Here is a 21360-nt window from a genome sequence, read left to right as displayed (position 1 = left end):
TTTCTTATCTTAAGAATAAATTAAGAAAAATAACATAATGTTAAAACTAAAAAAACTGGATCTATATATGATTCGTTTATTTATAGTTCCTTTTTTAGTCATTTTTTTTTCGGTTATTTTTGTATTTATCGTTCAATTCTTTTGGAGTAAAATTGATGAATTAACAGGAAAAAATATTAATATTTTCATCATCCTAAAATTTATATTTTATTTTGGTATTACGATAGTTCCTTTAGTCACTCCTGTTACTATATTGTTAACTTCTATCATGACTTATGGAGAAGTTTCAGAAAACCAAGAACTTATAGCCATTAAATCTTCTGGAATTTCCCTTTTTAGGATTATGAAACCTATTTTAGTTTTAACATTACTCCTTTCCGTAGGTTTATATTTTTTCTCTGATTATGCCATTCCAAGAGCAAAAAGAAAAGCAAAAAAATTAGGTTATCAAATTTCAGTAGCCAATCCCTCTTTAAAGTTAAAGGAAGGAATGTTTGTGAACATTTTTCCAGATCTTTTCATAAAGATAGATAAACAATCAGGAAAAGATAAAAATTATCTGAATGGAATATTCATTTTTTTTTATGAAAAAAATTTATTTATCAATACTATTCTTGCTAAAAAAGGAATTTTGATACCAAATAGAGAAGATGGGTCTTTTCGAATCAAACTAATTAATGGGTTTTTTTATAGTGACCACCATTATGAAAAAAAAGGACCCTCTTATCAAATCGTCCAATTTGATACTTTAATTCAATATTTTAAAATACCTTTGATAGAAGAAAAAATAAAAAAATTAGAGGATTATGATTCTTATCAAACTTTTGATACAATCAATTTGATCGAAAAAATTAATTTTTTAAAAAAAGAAAAGAATAAATTTTATTCTGAATTTAAGAAGGAAAATTACGATTTTCTTTTTTTAAAAAAAAAATTGGAAAAAATTTCAAATAATAGATCTACTATCCTATATAGGATAATGATAGATCGTTTATCCTTTTTGATAGAAAAACTTCAACATCAAAAAAAATTTCTGAAAAAAAGAAAAATATATTTAGCAAAGTATCAATTAGAATTGCAAAAAAAATTTACATTTCCAGTAACATGCATTATAATGTTTCTTACTGGAGCTCCAATAGGAGCTCTTATACGAAAAGGAGGAATTGGTTTACCAACTATTATGGCTATAACCATATTCATCATTTATCATACTTTACTTACCATTACACAAAATAAAGGAGAGAAAGCTGATATTTATCCATGGATAAGTGCTTGGATTCCAAATTTTACTTTTTTTCCTATAAGTATATGGATTACTTATAAAACTGTAATGGATGATTTTTAAATACTAATAAAATAAAAATATAAGAAAATAAAAATAGAGGATTTATATGGCTTTTTATTTTTCTGATAAAAAAAAAACTTTAATCTAAATGGTATTGAAGAAGCCTTACAGGATATCCAAAATGGAAAAATGATTATTGTGGTTGATAATGAAAACCGTGAAAATGAAGGGGATTTCATTGTTGCAGCAGAAAAAGTAACCCCTAAAATTGTAAATTTTCTGATCACTCATGGAAGAGGGTTGGTTTGTGTTTCCTTAACAGAGGAAAAATGTGATCAATTAGAACTTAAAATGATGGTAAAAAATAACACAGATCCTAGAAAAACGGCTTTTACGGTATCTGTAGATGTACGAGGATATGGAGTTAGCACAGGAATATCTGTTTTCGATAGAGCAAAGACTATACTAGCACTAGTCCATGAAGATAACCCAGAATCCTTTAACAAACCAGGTCATATTTTTCCTCTTCGAGCAAAAAAAGGGGGAGTCCTAGAAAGACCAGGACATACAGAAGCTGCGATTGATATAACCAGATTATCAGGATGTACGCCTGGAGGTGTTTTAGTAGAAATTCTTAATAAAAACGGATCTATGGCGCGTCTTCCACAATTAATTCAATTGTCTCAAAAATTTCATATGAAAATTATTTCCATAGAAAATCTCATCAAATATAATAAATAAGCATCATAGAGTCGTTTATTCTTTTTTAATGCGGTCTGGACGGGATTTGAACCCGCGACCCCATGCGTGACAGGCATGTATTCTAACCAACTGAACTACCAGACCAAAATTTATTGAATTTTTATTAAAGAATCTAATTTTTTTCTTATCTCCTCTTTAGAGGCGACTCCAATATGCATATCTTTTTTTTCTCCGTTTTTAAAAAAAAACAGGGTCGGAATACTTCTTATTCCATATTTAGAAGAAATTTTTGGATTGTTATCTACATTTAACTGGAAAACAATAGCTTTTTCTTTATACTCTATGTATAGATCTTTTAATATAGCAGATAAAGTTCTACATGGAGCACACCATGGAGCCCAAAAATCTACTAAAATAGGTTTATCCGATTCAAGAACAACTTTTTCAAAGTTCTCATCGTTTATTTCTTGTATCATACTTTTTTCCGTTTAAATAAGAACAAGACAAATTTACCTTTTTTGTTTTAAAATTGAAAGTCTTTTAACAAACGGATGTAAATATCTATTCCATCTATTATTTCTGAAATAAGAACATACTCATTAGGAGTATGAGAACGTATACTATCTCCTACCCCAATTTTAATAGTGGGAAATGGCATAATACTTTGGTCAGATAGGGTAGGAGATCCATAAGTTTTTAGACCTATGAGTTTTGATTTTAATACAATTGGATGTCTTTGGTTGATGAAAGAAGAATGGGAATGAAAAGAACGTGGTTTTATTTTAGAACGAATTTTTTTTTGGATTATTTCAATTAATTCCTCATTGGAATATAATTCATTGTTTCTAATATCTATGACAAAAGAGCAAAAATCAGGGATAACATTATGCTGTATACCCCCTTGTATTTGAGTGACCGTTAATATTGGAAATCCGAGCAATTTTGATTTTCGATCAAATTGTAAATTTCTTAAACATTCTATGTCTTTTGTAGCAATATATATGGCATTAACCCCTGTATTTCTTGCAGAATGGCCTGTTTTTCCTTCTGAAATTCCATCTAATATGATCAATCCTTTTTCAGCTATTGCCACTTGCATTTTTGTTGGCTCTCCTATTATTCCTAAGTCTATAAATCCCAATTCAGGTAAAATTGATCTTACGCCTAATGGTCCAGAAATTTCTTCTTCTGCAGTAATAGAAAGGATCAATCTGTAAGGTAATACACATAAATTACTTAAATATATAAAGGTAGCAATTAAGGAAACCACGGAAGATCCAGCATCGTTACTTCCTAAACCTATTAACTTATCCTCTTTTTGTATTGAAGTAAAAGGATCCGTTTCCCAATTTTTTCCTGGTTTAACTGTATCATGATGAGAATTCAATAGGATTGTACGAATATTTTCTTTTTTTTTAGTATAATTAGTACTTTCTGTCCATATATTGTTATATTTTCTTTTGATGTGAAATCCATATTTAGAAATATAGTCTTCTATAAGAAAAGATACCTTTTTTTCTTTTTTAGATATAGATGGCGTATTGATTATTCGTATAAGAAGTTGTATAGCTTCTTCCTTTAAAACTTTCAATTTCACTAAAGACATATAATGGTCTTATTCTTAACATCATTTAAATAATAAGGTTGACCGATACTTACCTTAGATACCCCATTTCTTAATGCAAGAAATGCATTTTCTAATTTTGGAATCATCCCATTTTTAATAGTATGATTCTTTCTTATTATTTGAAATAAACGAAAATCTATTCTTTTTAAATAGGAATCTTCATCCTGTAAATCTCGTAATACCCCCTTTTTTTCGAAACAAAAATGTAACTCTATTTCATCCTTAAAATCCTTTTTCAATGAGATGGCAATCCATGCAGCTATACTATCTGCATTCGTGTTTAGAAGATTTCCTGTTCCATTATGAGTGATAGAACATAATACAGGAACAATATTGTTTTTCAAAAGAAATTTTATAAAATACGTATTAACACTTTTATTTGTTATATCCCCTACATATCCATAATCAATATCGGTATTGGTTTTTTTTAAACGGAAGCATGACTGAAGACTATTCCCATCCGCTCCGCACAATCCCAAAGCATTACAATCATAAGATTGTAATTTTGCGACAATATTTTTGTTGATAAGACCTGCATAGGTCATGACAACTAGATCAAGAGTTTCTTTATCCGTAACCCTTCTTCCTTGTATAAATTTTGGAGTAATCCCCATTTTATCAGAAATAAGGGTAGCCTTTCTTCCTCCTCCATGAATTAATATCTTATTTCCTTCTAGTTTTAAAAATTCTTCTAAAGAATAATGAAGCCATTTTTGATCACTAATTAAATTTCCTCCAATTTTTACTATATGTATTTTCATGATAAAGATTGTAAAATTTTCAAGAAAATTATTTGCGAAGAATAAATTCTATTTTCTGCTTGTTGCAAAACAATGGAATTGGGACTATCCAAAACAGAATCTTCCACTACCATATTTCTCCTTACAGGTAAACAGTGCATAAATTTTGCCTTATTTGTTATTCTCATTTTTCTTTCGTTAATCATCCAATCAGAACTATGACAGAGTATTTTTCCATAATTTATATAACTACTCCAATTTTTTGCATAAATAAAATCTGCATTTAAAAAGGCTTCATTTTGGTTATATGTAGTATAAACTCCATTAGAAAATTCTTCATATAAATCGTACTGTTCTGGACAAGTAATGGTAAAATCTATTTCTTTTATTTTGGATATCCATTGGGAAAAGGAATTTGCCACAGAATGTGGCAATGCCTTTACATGAGGAGCCCAACTTAACACGACTTTACATTTTTTTTTAGAAAAAAAAGGGGTAAATTCATAAATGGTCATTAGATCAGCTAATGATTGCAAAGGATGCAAGGTCGCACTTTCCATGTTTACTACTGGAACTTTAGAATAGTTCAATATTTTCTTAAAAAGAACTTCATTATAATCATAATCTCTGTCTATAAGATGAGGAAAAGTTCTTACTGCAAGAATATCACAATATAAACTCATTACAGAAATAGCCTCCTTAAGATGTTCTTGAGTCTCTTTCATCACATTTCCATCTTTCATTTCGATATTCCAGGAATCCCGATGAATATTTAACAACCAAGTATTGCATCCTAAATTAAAAGCGGCTTTTTGACAACTAATTCTTGTACGTAAACTAGGATTAAAAAATACCAATCCAATTGTTTTATTCTTCCCAATATGTTGAAAACAATATGGATCTTTCTTCAAATTGATGGCTTCTTTAATGAGATCATATACGTTTAAGACATCTTTTACGCTAAAAAAATTTTTCATAAATTTATTGATATTCATCCCAAGAATTGATGGATAGCTTATCCATAGATAAATTACAAAAAGCTTGTATAAAAGCTTTAGCCAAACGCGTATTAGTTAGTAGAGGAATATTAAAATCTACGGAACAACGTCTTATCGCATAATCATTATCTAACTCGAATTTACTTAAATTTTTAGGAATATTGATAATAAGATCGAATTTTCTATCTTTGATCAAGTCAATAACATTGGGATATTTTCTTTCATTTGGCCAATGAACCCTTATTGATGGAACTCCACAATCGGATAAAAAATTATTTGTTCCTTCTGTAGCAAATAATATATATCTTTTTTTATGCAAAAGTTTAACCATATTTAACAGATCTAATTTAGAATCAATTGGACCACTAGATATCAGAATATTTTTTTTTGGAATAGTATAACCAACAGAAAGCATGGATTTTAGAAGAGCTTCATCAAAGGTATATCCTAAACATCCGACTTCTCCAGTTGAAGTCATATCCACACCTAAAATAGGATCTGCATCTTGTAAACGGGAAAAAGAAAATTGAGAGGCTTTTATCCCTAAAAAATTCGTAGTAAAAAAATTAGGTTTCGTTTTCTTTTTTTTCTTTCCAAGAAGTACTTGAGTCGCTAGTTCTATCATATTGAACTGAGATATTTTTGATACAAAAGGGAAACTCCTAGAAGCTCTCAAATTACATTCAATTACTTTGACTTCATTTTCTTTAGATAAAAATTGAATATTAAAAGGTCCAGATATATTAAAATATTTTGCTATTTTCTTAGACATACGGATGATTTCCTTTAATGTAGATAAATATAAATTATGTGGAGGATAGACCAAAGTCGCATCTCCTGAATGGACACCAGCAAATTCTACATGTTCTGATATAGCATAATACAATATCTCTCCATTTTGAGAAACAGCATCTAATTCCATCTCTTTTGCATTTCTAATAAACTCCGTAATCACCAATGGATGATCAGGAGAAACCGATTCTTTATTACGAAGAAGATAATGCTGGAGTTCTTCATAATTGGAAATAACATTCATATCCGAACCTGAAAGAACATAAGAGGGTCTAACTAATATAGGATAATCTACTTTTTCTACAAACTGATAAATACTATCAAAATCTGATAATTCTTTCCATCTAGGTTGTCCTATCCCTAAAACATCCATAGCGTTAGAAAATTTATATCTATTTTCCACTTTGTCTATAGAAATAGGAGATGTTCCTAGAATCTTTACTCCTTTTTCATAAAGTTTTAAAACTAAGTTATTGGGTATTTGTCCTCCCATAGATACTATTGTTCCTTTTGGTTTTTCTAAATCAATAATATCTAATACACGTTCTAAAGTTATCTCCTCAAAATATAAACGATCACAAACATCAAAATCTGTGCTAACTGTTTCTGGATTGTAATTAATCATTATTGATCTATAAGATTCTTTATTAATAGTATTTAATGTATTGACACAACACCAATCAAATTCGACACTACTTCCAATTCTATAAACTCCGGATCCTAAAGTTATTACAGATTGATGATCTTTTTCATAAAGAACGTCATGTTGAATAGAATGGTAGGTTAAATACAAATAATTTGTATATGATGGATATTCAGCCCCCAAAGTATCAATTTGTCGAACATATGGAATAATTCCTTTTTTTTTTCTATATTTTCTTATTTTTTCTTCCATAGCATAAATACTCTCTTTATCCTTATCAATAAAAAGGTTAGCAATTTGCATATCAGAAAACCCTTCTTGCTTAGCTTTACGGAATAATTCATCCGGAATATCCCTCCAATCGTCATAAGAAGTAATCTCTTTTTTTGTTTGAAATATGTTATCCAACTGGGATAAAAACCATGGATCTATCTTTGTAAGATCATGTATTTCTTTGATAGAAATTCCTTTTTCGAAAGCTTCTTCTAAAAATAGAATTCTTTGATCAGTTGGGTTTTTCAAAAATTCCTTAAGTAAAAGAGTAGATCCCATTTTTTTTTTAGAATTTATGAATCCTAGCATTCCAATATCTAACATTCTAATTCCTTTTTGTAAGGCCTCTTCAAACGAACCTCCAATAGCCATGACTTCTCCTATACTTTTCATACTACTTCCAATTCTATTGGAAACACCATAAAATTTATTTAGATCCCACCTTGGAATTTTACATACTACATAATCCAATGCTGGTTCAAAAAAAGCATAAGTAGTTTTATTCACAGAATTTTTTAATTCATGCAATCCATATCCTATAGCTAATTTTGCAGAAACAAAAGCTAATGGATAACCAGTTGCTTTAGAAGCAAGAGCGCTAGAACGAGAAAGACGTGCATTCACTTCAATAACACGATAATCTTCCGATCTAGGATCTAATGCAAATTGAACATTACATTCTCCAACTATCTTTAAATCCCTAGCTATATGGATAGCTAAATTTCTTAACCCATAATATTCTGAATTTGTTAAAGTCTGCGATGGGGATACTACAATACTTTCCCCTGTATGAATTCCTATAGGATCAAAGTTTTCCATATTGCATACTGCAATACAATTATTGTATTTATCTCTAACTATTTCATATTCAATCTCTTTCCATCCTTCTAAATATTCTTCTACAACAACTTGAGAGGAATAATAGAAAGCTTTACTGACGATTTCCTTTAAATCATGAATATTTTTTGCGTAACCACTCCCTAAACCTCCAAGTGTATAAGAAGACCTAATTATAATAGGGAACCCAATTTTTAAAGAATAGAATATGGCATGATCCATAGAATGGACTACAAAGCTTTTTGCCGTTTTTATATTAATACGACTTAACCTATTTCTAAATAGATTTCTATCTTCACTGTGAATTATAGATTCAATAGACGTACCTAAAACTTGAATTTTATATTTTTCTATAATTCCTTCTTTAAAAAGTTGTATTCCACAATTTAAGGCAGTTTGTCCTCCAAAAGAAAGAAAAATTCCTTTTGGTTTTTCCTTTTCGATGACGCTTTTTATAAAAAAAAATGTGAGAGGAAGAAAATAAACTTTATCAGCAACTTCTTTCGAAGTTTGAACAGTTGCGATATTTGGATTAATCAATATAGTATAAATTCCCTCCTCTTTAAGAGCTTTTAAAGCTTGTGTTCCAGAATAATCAAATTCCCCAGCTTCTCCTATCTTTAAGGCCCCTGATCCCAGGATAAGTACTTTATCTATTTTCATTTCATACTATTTTTGTAATCAATTTTCTGGAAGATCCAATTGAATTGATAAAAAAATCGAATAAAAATTCGGTATCTGTAGGTCCACTTGAGGCTTCTGGATGAAATTGAACCGAAAAAAAAGGTTTACAATCATGAATGATTCCTTCGCAAGTGTTATCATTTAAATTTTTAAAGAACATCTTCCATTCTCTAGAAATATTGGTAGTGTCCAAAACATATCCATGGTTTTGTGATGTAATAAAATTTTGTCCTGTTTCTAAAAATACAACAGGTTGATTATGTCCCCTATGTGCATACTGAAGTTTATAAGTATATCCTCCTGCAGCAATACCCAAAAGTTGATTTCCTAAACAGATCCCAAATATAGGTCTAGGTCGTTCTTTTTTCATAGCCATACGAATATAGGATATTGGTTTTTCATAAATCTTTGGATTTCCAGGTCCATTAGAAAGGACCAGTCCATCATATTCTTCCTTCGTAAAATCATAATCCCATGGGACCCTTATTATGGTACAATTTCTTCGCAATAAACAACGTAAAATATTATTTTTTAATCCAAAATCTACAAGTAATATTTTATATTTTCCATTTCCATATATGATTTTTTTATAGGTAGAAACTTTTTTAGAAAGATTGTCTTGATTAGGATCATAAAAAGGAATATCTTCTTGTTCCATTATTAAAATTTTCCCTAACATGGATCCTCCTTTATTTCTAAGTTTTTTTGCAATAAATCTAGTATCTATCCCATAGATTCCAGGAATACCATTTTCTTTTAACCAATCCGATAGAGTCGTATACATATTCCAATGATACGGACGGTTGGAATAATATGAAATAATAAGTCCGGACACTTGAACCTTATCGGATTCGTAAAATTCCTGGATAGATTCTTTGGAAGATGGTGAAGGAATACCATAATTCCCGATTATAGGATAAGTATAAGTCAAAATTTGACCTTTGTAAGAGGGATCCGTCATACTTTCCGTATATCCGGTCATAGCTGTATTAAATACTACTTCTCCGGAAGAGGAAACTGGAGCTCCAAAATGATAAGCTTCATACCTAGTTCCATCTTCCAGTATAAGCATAGCATTTCTTCTCCTATTATTTTTTTTCATTCGTTAGATATGCTAAGGCTTTTTTTAGTTTTTTAATAAACAATTTTATATGATTTACGTTGATACTCAGTGGAGGGAGCAATCGTAAAATATATGAGTTATTGGATGTTCCTACAAATACTTTTTCATTGTAAATTAAAATATTTTTTAAATCATGAATAGGAAAATCAAATTCTAACCCTAACATAAGTCCTCTACCACTTATTTTTTTTATTTTAGGAATCATACGTAATTCTTTCAATAGTATTTTTCCCATTTTTTTTGCATTTTCCATTAAATTTTCTTTTAGAATAATTTTTAATACAGCAATACCAGCAACACAAGCTAGATGATTCCCACCGAATGTAGTTCCTAACATACCGTAATATGGCTTAAATTTAGGATGGATAAGGACTCCTCCTATGGGAAATCCATTTCCCATCCCTTTAGCAATAGTAATTAAATCTGGTTTGATAGGATATAACTGGTGAGAAAAAAAAGATCCAGTTCTTCCATATCCACTTTGAATCTCATCAATAATAAAAATTGTGTGATATTTTATACAAAGTTCCCAATATTTACGAAAATAATTTAAACCAGGATCTATAATTCCAGAAACCCCTTGTATTCCTTCCGTTATTAAAGCACAAATATCGCCATTTTTTAATTCCTTTTCTAAAGAATTAAGATCTTTATAATCTATAAAGATAGTTTTATGTTGCGCATTAAAAGGAGATATAATTTTATGATTATCCGTAACGGATAAACTACCGCTCGTCCTTCCATGAAAAGCACCTTTAAAAGCAATAATTTTTTTCTTTCCCGTATGAAAAGAAGCTATCTTCAATGCATTTTCATTAGATTCAGAACCGGAATTGCAAAGAAACAACGAATAGTTTTCATATCCTGAAATATAGCCAAGTAAATACGCCAATTCTTTCTTTTGAGAAATAAAAACACTATTCGAATAATAGGATATCTTATGAATTTGTTCTGTTAAGGCTCTAACATAATATGGATGTGAGTGACCAATGGAAATGACGGCATGTCCTCCATAAAAATCTAAATACATATGTCCTTTTTTATCAAAAACATAGACCCCTTTACTCTTGGTCAATTCTATGTCTAGAATAGGATAAACGTCAAATAGCTCCATTTTTTTTTATTAAAAACGAACGGATTTTAATCTCAAACCACAAGTTTCATCCAAATTAAATAAAAGGTTCATATTCTGTATAGCTTGACCAGAAGCTCCTTTTATAAGATTGTCTATAACACTTATAACAATTAGTTGATCCTTTTCTTTAAGAAGATACAAAATACACTTATTGGTATTTACCACTTGTTTTACATCAACGTTTGTATTCGATATTTCTACAAATGGATGATTTTTATAATATTCCTTATAGATTTCCTTATTCTTTTCTAAAGGAAAACTAGAATAAGTATATAAAGTAACTATAATACCTCTAGAGAAATTTCCTCTATAAGGAATAAGATAAATTTCCGAATGGAAATTATTTTGTATTTGACGAATAGTTTGTTTTATTTCTTTCAAATGCTGATGTTTAAATATTTTATAAGAAGAAATATTATTATTTCTCCAGCTAAAATGATTCGTATCTAGATTTCTTTTACCAGATCCTGTGGAACCAGTTATCGCACTTATATGAATATCCTTTTTTAATAATTTTTCTTTAGCTAAAGGTAAAATAGCTAAAAGAATAGCTGTAGAAAAACATCCTGGATTGGCAATATTACTAGATTTTTTAATGATATCTTTCTGTAATTCTGGTAATCCATAAATAAAATTTCTATCTCTGAAAACTGAATGATTTATAATCCTAAAATCTTGATTAAGATCAATCACTTTTATACTTTCTGATATATTTTTTAATTCTTTTCTAGATTGTCCATGTCCTGAACATATAAATACTACATCAATTTCCTTGCTTAAGGAATCAGTAAACTTAAAATCATCTATTTCCCCTAATAAATCTTGATGAACCGAATGAATTAAATTTCCTGGTTCACTTCGGCTAACCACACTATTGATCCTTGCTTTTGAATGATTAATTATTAATCTAATTAATTCTCCAGAAGTATATCCAGTCCCTCCTATAATGCCTACTTCAATCATTATTCTTTTTTATTTTTATTTAAATTATGATACATTTTCATTTGATTACTCAATATTTTTGTAAAACCTTTAACATCCTCTGCCGTCCAAGCATAATTCATTTCTCCGTATTGAGCCATGTTAGATTCCATTAAATCAAATTCAGATTTAATTCCAACTAAATGAAATCTATAAGGATGTAAAATTATATATACGGTTCCAGTAAGTCTTTCTTGTGTACTGTTTAAAAACATTTCTATATCACGCATGACAGGATCTAAATATTGAGCTTCATGAAGCAACATTCCATACCAATTGGATAATTGATCTTTCCAATAAAGTTGCCATTTTGTAAGAATATGTTTTTCCAACAAATGATGGGCTTTAATAATAATAATAGCTGCAGAAGCTTCAAAAGCCACTCTTCCCTTAATACCTAAAATAGTATCTCCTATATGTATCCCCCTTCCTATAGCAAATTTGGAGGCTATTTTTTCAATTTTTAGGATATTTTTTATAGCGTCTTCCTTTTCTTTATTAACACTTACTAATTCTCCTTTTTCAAATTCTAATTCTAGATTTTCACTTTTTTTTCTGCTTAATTTTGTTGGATAGGCCTCATCTGGAAAATCTTGGTAAGAGGTTAAAGTTTCTTTTCCTCCGATACTAGTTCCCCAAATTCCTTTGTTAATAGAATATTTTGCCTTATCCCAACAAATGTATATACCACTATTTCGTAAATATTCAATTTCTTCTTTTCTGGAAATTCTTAAATCTCTTATAGGGGATAAAGTAATTTTATCTGGACAAATAATTTGAAAAGCTATATCAAATCTAATTTGATCATTCCCGGCTCCTGTACTCCCATGAGCTATCGCTTTTGCCTTAATAAGAGTGGCATATTGTGCAATTTTAATAGCATGAAAAATTCTTTCAGAGCTTACTGAAAGTGGATAGGTATTGTTTTTAAGAATGTTTCCAAATATAAGATATTTTATGCAATTTTGATAATAATCTTCTATAGCATCGATAGTTTTGTGTGATTTAGATCCAATATTTAAAGCTCTTTCTTCAATTTTTTTCAATTCCTCTTCTTTAAATCCTCCTGTATTAATAATCACTGTATGCACCTCGTATCCTTTTTGGATAAGATATTTTAAGCAATAAGATGTGTCTAAACCACCACTATAGGCCAAAACAATTTTATCACCAAGAATTAAATCCTCTAGATTCTTTTTTTTAACGTTTTCATCTTCATAAGATTTATATGGGTTATATAAAAGACCTGTACAAAGACACATTTTTCTTTTATTTCTGGTTAATATATCGAAGTTAGCACAACTTTTACATCCTTTCCAAAATTCTTCTGATTGAGTTAATTCACTAAAAGAAACAGGATTAAAACCCAATTTTGTATTCATTCTAATCACGGAATGGCTTGTTGTAATGCTAAAAATTTTAGAATTTGGAAATTTTTTTCTAGAAAGTTTAAATATTTCAATTTTTATAATATTTGCCAATCCTTTTTTTCTAAATTCAGGAAAAACAATTAAACCAGAATTAACAACAAATTCTTGATTTTGAAAAACTTCAAGGTAAATAAACCCTGCTATTTTTCCATTACAGAAAGCAATTACTGCATTTCCATTAATCATTTTTGATTTAATATATTCTGGATCTTTCTTAGCAATACCAGTTCCTCTAATTTTTGCTGATTCCTGTATTTTTTTGCAAATTAAGGAAGCATATTTTGTATCCTCTTCATGAGATACTCTAACTTTTATTTTCATCTTAAAAAAAACCAATAACTACGAAAAAAAAATGTAATTTATTGATTTATAAATAAATAGATTCATAATATTTACTTTATTCTAAGTGCAAATTTAAGAAAGTCTTATTAATAATTAAGTTTTAATTCAAACAAAAATCCAATCCTTTTATTTTTTCCAACTTTTTTAAAAAACTGGAATTAATATCAACTCCATATTTCTCGGATTCAAAATTTAAAGAAATATGATTTTCTTTATCATAAAGAAGAATATTAAGCTTTTTATCTCCTATATGTTCAGAAAATAATTTTTCTATATCATCAATAATCATGCTGTCTAAGTTTTTTATATTGATCTTTATTACCAATTTATGGGAAAATTTTTTTAAAACATTTTGTAGACTTTCGATATGAAATATATGTATTTTCCCTTCTTTATATTTAGATGGTTCAATAAAAATATATAAATATAATAGGCTATTACTAAATAGTAAATGTTCATACTTTAAATACTGTTGTCCATAAATACGAAACAATTTAGAAGAATGATCATCTTCTAATAAGAAAACGCCATATTTTTTTCCATTTTTTATATATATTTTTTTTTCTATTTTAGATAGAATTCCACATATATATATTTTTTTTCCTATAAGTTTCTGTTCATTTTTATTTAATTGGTATAAAGATAAATTTGTAAAATATTTTCTTTCATAAAAATAATCATCTAAAGGATGTGAAGAAGCGTAAATCCCCAATACTTCTTTTTCTTTATATAATTTATATATATTGCTCCATGGAGGGCATTCTGAAATCATGGGTTTTTCTATTTCCATATTTTTTTTGGAAATATTCTCCCTTTTTTTCATTTTTTGGTATTTAGATCCAAATTGAATGATCTTTTCTAGAGTACTAAACTTACTTTTTTCTTCAAAGTGGAAATACTGTTCTCTACGTAAATGGAATTTATCCAATCCTCCAGATAAAACTAAACTGTCCAAAGTTTTCTTATTCACTATACGTAAATTAATACGTTTTACCAAATTAAAAATAGAAGTGAATGGTCCATTTTTTTCTCTTTCCTGAACAATCATTTTTACAGAATTTTCTCCTACACCTTTTATTCCTCTAAGACCGAATTGAATACAATTTTTATCTTTTACTTTAAAAAAATCATCACTTTCATTAATATTTGGACCTAAAACCGATATATCCATACGCTTACATTCTTTTATAAAGTAAGTAAGCTGTTTAATATTATCCATGTTATTACTTAATACAGAAGCCATATATTCACAGGGGAAATGCGTTTTAAGATAAGCGGTCTGAAAAGCTATATAAGCATAACAGGTAGCATGAGATTTGTTAAAAGCATAGCAAGAAAAAGACTCCCAATCTTTCCATATTTTTTCTAATATATTTTTCGGATATCCTTTTTTCATAGCTTTATGAAGAAACTTATTTTTCATTTTATTTAGTTCCTCTTTTTGTTTTTTACCCATAGCCTTTCTAAGAAAATCGGCTTCTCCTTTGCTAAAATCTGCTATTTTTTGGGATATTAACATCACCTGTTCTTGATATATAGTTATTCCATAAGTTTCTTTCAATAATTCTTCCATTTCTGGTAAATCATAGGTTATCGCCTCTTTTCCATGTTTTCTGGAAATAAAGTTAGGAATGTATTGTAATGGACCAGGTCGGTATAAGGCATTCATTGCAATTAAATCATCAAATTTATCAGGTTTAAGTTGTCGTAAATATTTCTGCATTCCTGGAGATTCATATTGAAAAACAGCTACGGTTTCTCCTTTTTGAAAAAGAGAATAAGTCTTTAAATCTTCTATAGGAAATGAGAATTCTGTAATATTGATGTTTTTTTTGATAAGATTCAAGGAATCTTTAATAATAGTAAGAGTCTTTAATCCTAAAAAATCCATTTTTAATAATCCAACACGTTCTACTACATTGTTATCAAATTGCGTTAACAATAAATCGGATTCTTTGGAAAGAGTAACGGGAATATATTCTTTTATATCGTATGGACTTATAATTATTCCACAAGCATGTATCCCCGTACTTCTTATAGAACCTTCTAAAATTTTTGCTTTCTGCAAAATTTTTCCCTCCAAAGTTTCTCCATTTTCTGCAATTTTTCTAAGTTTTTTTATATTGTCCATTTCTTCCTTACTTCTATTTCCTAGTACCTTATCTTCCGAAGATAAGAGAACTTTTAATGGAATAAAGTTAGGGACCATTTTTGCTATACGATCTGTATCTCTTAAAGATAAATTTAAGACACGAGCCGTATCTCGAATAGAAGATTTTGCTCCCATTGTGGAATATGTTATGATTTGTGCTACTTTATTTTTTCCATATTTTTGGACTACCCATTCAATAATTTCTTCACGCCCTCGATCATCAAAATCGATATCAATATCAGGTAAAGATATTCTGTCCGGATTTAAAAATCGTTCAAAAAGAAGATGATATTTCAGGGGATCTATATCAGTAATTCCTATACAATAGGAAACTATAGATCCAGCAACAGAACCTCTTCCAGGTCCTACTGAAATATTCATTTTTCTAGCTTGAGAAACCAAATTATGAACAATAAGAAAATAACCAGGATATCCAATTTTTTCAATTGTTTTTAATTCGAAGTGAATTCTTTCTTCTATTTCCTTAGTTATATTTTTATAACGTTTTTTAGCTCCTTCATATGTAATCCTTTTTAAAAAAAAATTTTCCCCTCTATTCCCTCCATCTTTTTCATCTAAAGGGGTTTCAAAATGTTTTGGTATTTGAAATTTTGGAAGTAATATTTTTTGTGATAGATGGTAAAATTCAATTTTACTGACTAATTCATCTAAAAAGTCAAAAGATTCTGGAACATCCGAAAATATTTCTTTCATCTCTTCTGTACTTTTGAAATAAAATTCTGGATTTGGAAATCCAAATCTATACCCTCTTCCTCTACCTATAGGAGTGGATTTTTTTTCTCCATTTTTTACGCAAAGCAAAATATCATGAACATAAGAATCTTTTTGATCTAAATAAAAAGTATTATTTTGTATAATATACTTTACATGATATTTTTCGGAAAATTGAAGAAGAATCCTATTAACATAGTCTTCTTCTTCTAATCCATGACGTAATAATTCTATGTAAAAATCTTCTTCAAAAAGTTCTTTCCACCATAGAAAAACCTTTTCTGCTTTTCTTTTTCCTTGATTAAGAATTATCTGTGGAATTTCTGCATTGAGATCTCCGGTAAGAGCTATTAAATTTCCCTTATATTTTTCAATCAAATTCTTTCCAACCCTAGGAATTCCAGCATAAAATCCTTCTATAAATCCATGAGAACAAAGTTTGGATAAGTTATGATATCCTGCTTTATTTTTAGACAATAGAACTTGATGATAACGTTTGTCCGGTTTTTCTTTAGTAAATTTTTTCTGTAAATAGCTTTCGGAAATAAATACTTCACAACCAATAATTCCTTTTATGGATTTTTTTAATGAAGCATATTTTTGGTTTACAGAATGGATAGTATTTAGAAAATGAAAAGTCCCCATCATGTTTCCATAATCTGTTATTCCAATAGCAGGCATATTGCAGGATATAGCTCTATTTATCATAGAGGAAATATCCATAGTTGAAAAAAGAATAGAAAAAGAAGTATGATTATGAAGATGAGAATATCTTTTTTTTTGTAATTTTTCCTTATTATTATTAATTCTTTTATTTTCTATTCTTTTTTCTGTATTTTTTTTTAGATGATGGAGATCAAAAGAGACTATAGAGGAAGAAATAGTAGTATGGAACAATTCTCTAAAATTTTTGATTATTGGTTCATCTATTCCAATATCATTGTAGGATATAACTCCCATACGTAGGAGTTCCAAAAAACAACGAGATGTTGCTTTTACATCATTTTCCGCATTATGATGAAAATTAGATAAATCTATTCCAAATAATTTATAATATAATTCGGTTAATGTAGGCCATTTAAATTTTTTTCTAATACCAGGTAATTTGCAATAATTAACAGAGACTTCTTTAGTATCTAAAAATTTTTTTCTTTTAAAAGAAATTTCTTCTTTTATTCTAAAAAATTCACATTCAATAACTTTTATATCAAAATCCAAATTATGGCCAATTAAACATTTAGATCTTTCAAAGGATTCCTTAAATTTTTTAAGAACAAAATCTAAATTTTGTCCTTCTTTTTCTGCTTTTTCATTAGTAATTCCATGAATTTTAAAAGCATTGTAAGGAATATCATAACCATCCGGTTTTATAATAAAATTTTTAAATTCTATTATTTTTCCTGAAATAGCATGGCACTGCCATGCTATTTGCACTATTCTTGGCCAATTATCGGAATTGGTAATAGGAAGATTATAGGACTCAGGTAACCCTGTGGTTTCGGTATCAACAATGAGATACATTATTTTTTACTTTAAAATCAATCAATTTACACTATCACAATGAATTTATGGAATAAGTTTTTTGTTTTTTCTGATCTTTAAAAATAAAAGAAAGGATCAAAAATTTTATGTTCTGAAAAATTATTAGTTTTGTATTCCTAAACGACCTAAACAATAGACCTAATCATAGTGGATATTTTTAATGTATATTCCTAGTTTATAACCTTGTACGTCAACTAGTGAGGTCCTCTTTATAAAAAATATAAAAATATATGTCTAATCAAAAAGAAGAAACTAAAAAAGGAACCACCCATTCATCTGATAGGATCAATGGGAGTGATAGAAACATAAAATTGAAATATCAGGAAAAAAACAAAAATTTCGATTGGACAAAATACGAAACTCATTTAAATAATGAGATACAAGAAGAAAAAAAAAAGTGGGAAAAAATATACGAAGAAACTTTGCCAGATATACAAGAATTGGAAATATATAAGGGGATTGTTACACATATTATGGATAACAATGTGATTGTAGATATAGGATTCAAAGCGGAAGGGGCTATTCCAATTAGAGAATTTAGAGAAAATTTTAATTTTGAAGTAGGAAGTAATATGGAGGTTATGGTTGTTAAAATGGATTATAAAGGACAATGTATACTTTCCTATCAAAAAGCAAAAACGTTAAGAAATTGGCAAAGGATCAATGAAGCATATATAAAAGAAAAAGTCATTTTAGGTTATGTAGCTGCTAGAACTAAAGGTGGATTAATTGTAGAAATTTTTGATATTGAATGTTTTTTACCAGGATCGCATATTAATGTAAAACCTGTTCGAGATTATGATACTTATGTTGGTAAAACCATGGAGGTCAAAGTTGTAAAAATAAATAAAAAAACAAAAAATGTTGTTGTATCCCATAAAGTTTTAATAGAAAGAGATATTGAAGAACAAAGAAAAGAAATGATTTCTAAGTTAGATAAAGGTCAAGTTTTAGAAGGAAAAATAAAAAATATTCTTCCTTATGGTGCTTTTGTAGATCTAGGAGGAGTCGATGCATTATTGCATATTACCGATATGAGTTGGCATCATATTAATCATCCTACAGAAGTAGTCCAATTAGAACAGGAATTAAAATTTGTTGTTCTAGGTGTAGATAAAGATAAAAATCGTGTACAGCTAGGGTTAAAACAATTGCAACCTCATCCTTGGAATTCTTTGGATGAAGAATTAAAAATAGGAAGTAAAGTTAAAGGAAAAGTTAGTGTTTTAGCTGATTATGGTGCTTTTGTAGAAATTATTCCAGGTGTAGAGGCTTTATTGCATATTAGTGAAATGTCTTGGTACTCCGATTTATCTTCTACACAAGATTTTGTACAAATAGGAGATGAATTAGAAGCGATTATACTGACTATAGATCGTCAAGAAAGAAAAATGTCTTTGAGTATAAAACAACTTACTCCAGATCCTTGGATCGACATTCAAAAGAAATATCCTATAGGATCAAAACATATGGGTTTCGTTCGAAAATTTACTAATTTCGGAGTTTTTTTAGAATTGGAAAAAGGGATATCTGGAATTATTTATACAAATGATCTTTCATGGATTAAGAAGATAAAACATCCTTCTGAATTTTGCCATATTAATGATCAATTAGAAGTAATTGTTCTTTTTTTAGATTCCCAAACAAGAAAATTAAACTTAGGCCATAAACAACTAACGGAAAATCCATGGGATAAATATGAAAAAATTTATTATGTAGGTAGTATTCATAATGGAATGATAGAAAATTTATTTGATAAAGGAGCCTATATCCAATTTATAGATCCAGAAATAGAAGCATTTTCTCCACTTCGTTTTTTGGAAAAAAAGGATGGAAGTATTCTTAAAAAAGGAGAAAAAATTAATTTTAAGGTTATCGAGTTTAATAAAGAAACTAAAAAAATTGTAGTTTCTCATACAGCGATTTATCGTGATAAAGAACAAAAAAAAGAACAACGTATGAGAAATAGAAAATTCGAGAAATCTACTCTTGGAGATATTGTTGGTTTAGCTAAATTAAAAGAAAAAATAGAAAAAGAGAAGAAGTAAAAAAAAAGGAAATTTCAATACTAAAAATGGAAACACACCCTATTGCAGAAAAAAAAGGATGGAAAGTAGGAAAGGATTTACCCGTATGGGCTAATAATGAACTGTATTTAACTACAATTAAAGGTGGATATTTATTAGATGGAGAAACGCCTTTTGAAGGATATAAAAGATTGGCTATTAATGCTGCAAAGATTCTTAAAAAGCCAAATATGGAAGAAAAATTTTTTAACATTCTATGGAGAGGATGGCTCATCCCTTCCACTCCAGTTATGGTTAATTTAGGAACAGAAAAAGGCTTGCCCATTAGTTGTTTTTCTGGACGTATTGGTGATAGTATGTATGAGATATATAGGAAAAATTTAGAAATGGCTATTTTAAGTAAACATGGAGGAGGGACCTCTTATGATTTTAGTTTTGTTAGACCTATAGGAAGTCCTATCAAAAATGGAACATTAGGTTATTCGGATGGAATTATTCCTTTTATTAAGTCGTACGATAGTACCATTATTGCTAGCAAACAAGGAAGAACACGAAGAGGAGCTGTAGCTATTTATTTAAATATAGAACATAAAGAATATCCAGAATTTTTAAAAATAAGAGAACCTAAAGGGGATATCCATCGTCAATGTCATAATGTTCATCAGGGAGCCATTATTTCTAATCCTTTTATGGATAAAATTTTGAAAAAAAATGGAAAAGAAAGATCATTATGGATCAATACCCTTAAAGAACGTGTGAAAACGGGAGAACCTTATCTTTTTTTTAAAGACAATGCTAATAAAAATATACCGGATAATTGGAAAAAACATGGATTGAAAATACATCATAGCAATCTTTGTTCAGAAATTATGTTACCTACAGATGAAAGTCATACTCTTGTATGTTGTCTTTCTTCATTAAACTTATATAAATATGTAGAATGGAAAAATACTAAGACCGTTTTTTATGCTATTTTATTTCTTGATGCGGTTTTACAAGAGTTCATTGATAAAGGAAAAAATATTCGGGGAATAGAAGATTCTGTTCGTTTTGCAGAAAAAAGTAGAGCCCTAGGTTTAGGGGCATTGGGTTGGCATTCTTATTTACAATCTAGAATGATTCCTTTTATTTCCGTAAAATCTGAAATATTGACTCATAAAATATTTAGAAATATACAATTGGAATCTCAGAAAGCTACTCAATATTTGGCGAAAGAATACGGAGAATCCGAATGGAATATAGGAACAGGAAGAAGAAATTTAACTTTAATGGCTATAGCTCCCAATAGAAGTTCTGCTAAATTAGCGGGGGGGTT

Annotated in this window: 14 protein-coding genes and 1 tRNA gene (1 of these 15 cut by a window edge); 4 read left to right on the top strand and 11 right to left on the bottom strand. The window is 28.8% G+C overall.

The window, feature by feature from the left end:
* Positions 1-37 precede the first annotated feature (37 nt).
* Together DM815_RS01595 and ribB are read left to right on the top strand one after the other, a co-directional pair.
* Entirely contained in the window at positions 38-1345 is a 1308-nt protein-coding gene (locus DM815_RS01595; protein WP_110508858.1) for an LptF/LptG family permease, read from the top strand.
* A gap of 129 nt (positions 1346-1474) precedes the next feature.
* Positions 1475-2026, top strand: coding sequence for a 3,4-dihydroxy-2-butanone-4-phosphate synthase (ribB, locus tag DM815_RS01590; protein WP_235610023.1), 552 nt, complete (start codon positions 1475-1477; stop codon positions 2024-2026).
* Positions 2027-2057: 31 nt separating this feature from the next.
* On the opposite strand, the gene DM815_RS01585 is transcribed toward ribB, so the two are convergent.
* The 11 genes from DM815_RS01585 to dnaE all read right to left on the bottom strand — a co-directional run bounded on the left by DM815_RS01585 (position 2058) and on the right by dnaE (position 17997).
* Positions 2058-2131, bottom strand: a tRNA-Asp gene (locus DM815_RS01585).
* Positions 2132-2136: 5 nt separating this feature from the next.
* Positions 2137-2463, bottom strand: coding sequence for a thioredoxin (gene trxA / locus DM815_RS01580; protein WP_110508854.1), 327 nt, complete (start codon positions 2461-2463; stop codon positions 2137-2139).
* A 47-nt stretch (positions 2464-2510) separates the two neighbouring features.
* Entirely contained in the window at positions 2511-3593 is a 1083-nt protein-coding gene (locus DM815_RS01575; protein ID WP_110508852.1) for a M20 family metallo-hydrolase, read from the bottom strand.
* Positions 3584-4375 (bottom strand): acetylglutamate kinase, encoded by a 792-nt coding sequence (gene argB, locus DM815_RS01570; RefSeq protein ID WP_110508850.1) that lies wholly within the window; start codon positions 4373-4375, stop codon positions 3584-3586. The genes DM815_RS01575 and argB overlap by 10 nt, the downstream gene beginning before the upstream one ends.
* A complete protein-coding gene (locus DM815_RS01565) occupies positions 4372-5331 on the bottom strand; it encodes an acetylornithine carbamoyltransferase (protein WP_110509393.1) in 960 nt (319 codons plus the stop codon). The genes argB and DM815_RS01565 overlap by 4 nt, the downstream gene beginning before the upstream one ends.
* A gap of 4 nt (positions 5332-5335) precedes the next feature.
* On the bottom strand, positions 5336-8560 hold the full coding sequence (gene carB / locus DM815_RS01560; protein WP_110508848.1) for a carbamoyl-phosphate synthase (glutamine-hydrolyzing) large subunit: 3225 nt from the start codon (positions 8558-8560) through the stop codon (positions 5336-5338).
* 1 nt (position 8561) lies between these two features.
* Positions 8562-9683, bottom strand: coding sequence for a glutamine-hydrolyzing carbamoyl-phosphate synthase small subunit (gene carA, locus DM815_RS01555; RefSeq protein ID WP_110508846.1), 1122 nt, complete (start codon positions 9681-9683; stop codon positions 8562-8564).
* Positions 9670-10818 carry an aspartate aminotransferase family protein gene (locus DM815_RS01550; RefSeq protein ID WP_110508844.1) on the bottom strand — a complete coding sequence of 383 codons (1149 nt, stop codon included), beginning with the start codon at positions 10816-10818 and terminating at the stop codon, positions 9670-9672. The genes carA and DM815_RS01550 overlap by 14 nt, the downstream gene beginning before the upstream one ends.
* A 9-nt stretch (positions 10819-10827) precedes the next feature.
* The gene (argC, locus tag DM815_RS01545; protein WP_110508842.1) at positions 10828-11802 is read right to left on the bottom strand and encodes an N-acetyl-gamma-glutamyl-phosphate reductase; all 975 of its coding nucleotides are present in this window, start codon (positions 11800-11802) and stop codon (positions 10828-10830) included.
* A complete protein-coding gene (locus tag DM815_RS01540; protein ID WP_110509391.1) occupies positions 11802-13571 on the bottom strand; it encodes an argininosuccinate synthase domain-containing protein in 1770 nt (589 codons plus the stop codon). The genes argC and DM815_RS01540 overlap by 1 nt, the downstream gene beginning before the upstream one ends.
* 121 nt (positions 13572-13692) lie before the next feature.
* Complete coding sequence (dnaE, locus tag DM815_RS01535) at positions 13693-17997, bottom strand: DNA polymerase III subunit alpha (protein WP_110508840.1); 4305 nt, start codon at positions 17995-17997, stop codon at positions 13693-13695.
* Between the two features lie 251 nt (positions 17998-18248).
* Here dnaE and rpsA point away from each other — a divergent pair, with 251 nt between their 5' ends.
* On the top strand, positions 18249-20066 hold the full coding sequence (gene rpsA, locus DM815_RS01530) for a 30S ribosomal protein S1 (RefSeq protein WP_110508839.1): 1818 nt from the start codon (positions 18249-18251) through the stop codon (positions 20064-20066).
* Between the two features lie 26 nt (positions 20067-20092).
* Positions 20093-21360: the 5' portion of a ribonucleoside-diphosphate reductase subunit alpha gene (locus DM815_RS01525; RefSeq protein ID WP_110508838.1), read on the top strand. It continues 424 nt past the right edge of the window; only the first 1268 of its 1692 coding nucleotides appear in the window; the start codon lies at positions 20093-20095; its stop codon lies beyond the right edge, outside the window.

The sequence above is a fragment of the Blattabacterium sp. (Cryptocercus kyebangensis) genome, assembly GCF_003226855.1.
Lineage (GTDB): Bacteria > Bacteroidota > Bacteroidia > Flavobacteriales > Blattabacteriaceae > Blattabacterium.
Note: the sequence above shows the minus strand (reverse complement) of the source record. Positions and strands in the feature narration are given on the sequence as shown.

What these genes read in the sequence shown, in the direction of transcription:
- carB (WP_110508848.1), bottom strand. Translation starts at nt 8,560, where the DNA reads ATGAAAATAGATAAAGTACTTATCCTGGGATCAGGGGCCTTAAAGATA.
- carA (WP_110508846.1), bottom strand. Translation starts at nt 9,683, where the DNA reads ATGAAAAAAAATAATAGGAGAAGAAATGCTATGCTTATACTGGAAGAT.
- DM815_RS01550 (WP_110508844.1), bottom strand. Translation starts at nt 10,818, where the DNA reads ATGGAGCTATTTGACGTTTATCCTATTCTAGACATAGAATTGACCAAG.
- argB (WP_110508850.1), bottom strand. Translation starts at nt 4,375, where the DNA reads ATGAAAATACATATAGTAAAAATTGGAGGAAATTTAATTAGTGATCAA.
- DM815_RS01540 (WP_110509391.1), bottom strand. Translation starts at nt 13,571, where the DNA reads ATGAAAATAAAAGTTAGAGTATCTCATGAAGAGGATACAAAATATGCT.
- argC (WP_110508842.1), bottom strand. Translation starts at nt 11,802, where the DNA reads ATGATTGAAGTAGGCATTATAGGAGGGACTGGATATACTTCTGGAGAA.
- DM815_RS01595 (WP_110508858.1), top strand. Translation starts at nt 38, where the DNA reads ATGTTAAAACTAAAAAAACTGGATCTATATATGATTCGTTTATTTATA.
- dnaE (WP_110508840.1), bottom strand. Translation starts at nt 17,997, where the DNA reads ATGTATCTCATTGTTGATACCGAAACCACAGGGTTACCTGAGTCCTAT.
- ribB (WP_235610023.1), top strand. Translation starts at nt 1,475, where the DNA reads ATGATTATTGTGGTTGATAATGAAAACCGTGAAAATGAAGGGGATTTC.
- rpsA (WP_110508839.1), top strand. Translation starts at nt 18,249, where the DNA reads ATGTCTAATCAAAAAGAAGAAACTAAAAAAGGAACCACCCATTCATCT.
- DM815_RS01575 (WP_110508852.1), bottom strand. Translation starts at nt 3,593, where the DNA reads ATGTCTTTAGTGAAATTGAAAGTTTTAAAGGAAGAAGCTATACAACTT.
- trxA (WP_110508854.1), bottom strand. Translation starts at nt 2,463, where the DNA reads ATGATACAAGAAATAAACGATGAGAACTTTGAAAAAGTTGTTCTTGAA.
- DM815_RS01565 (WP_110509393.1), bottom strand. Translation starts at nt 5,331, where the DNA reads ATGAAAAATTTTTTTAGCGTAAAAGATGTCTTAAACGTATATGATCTC.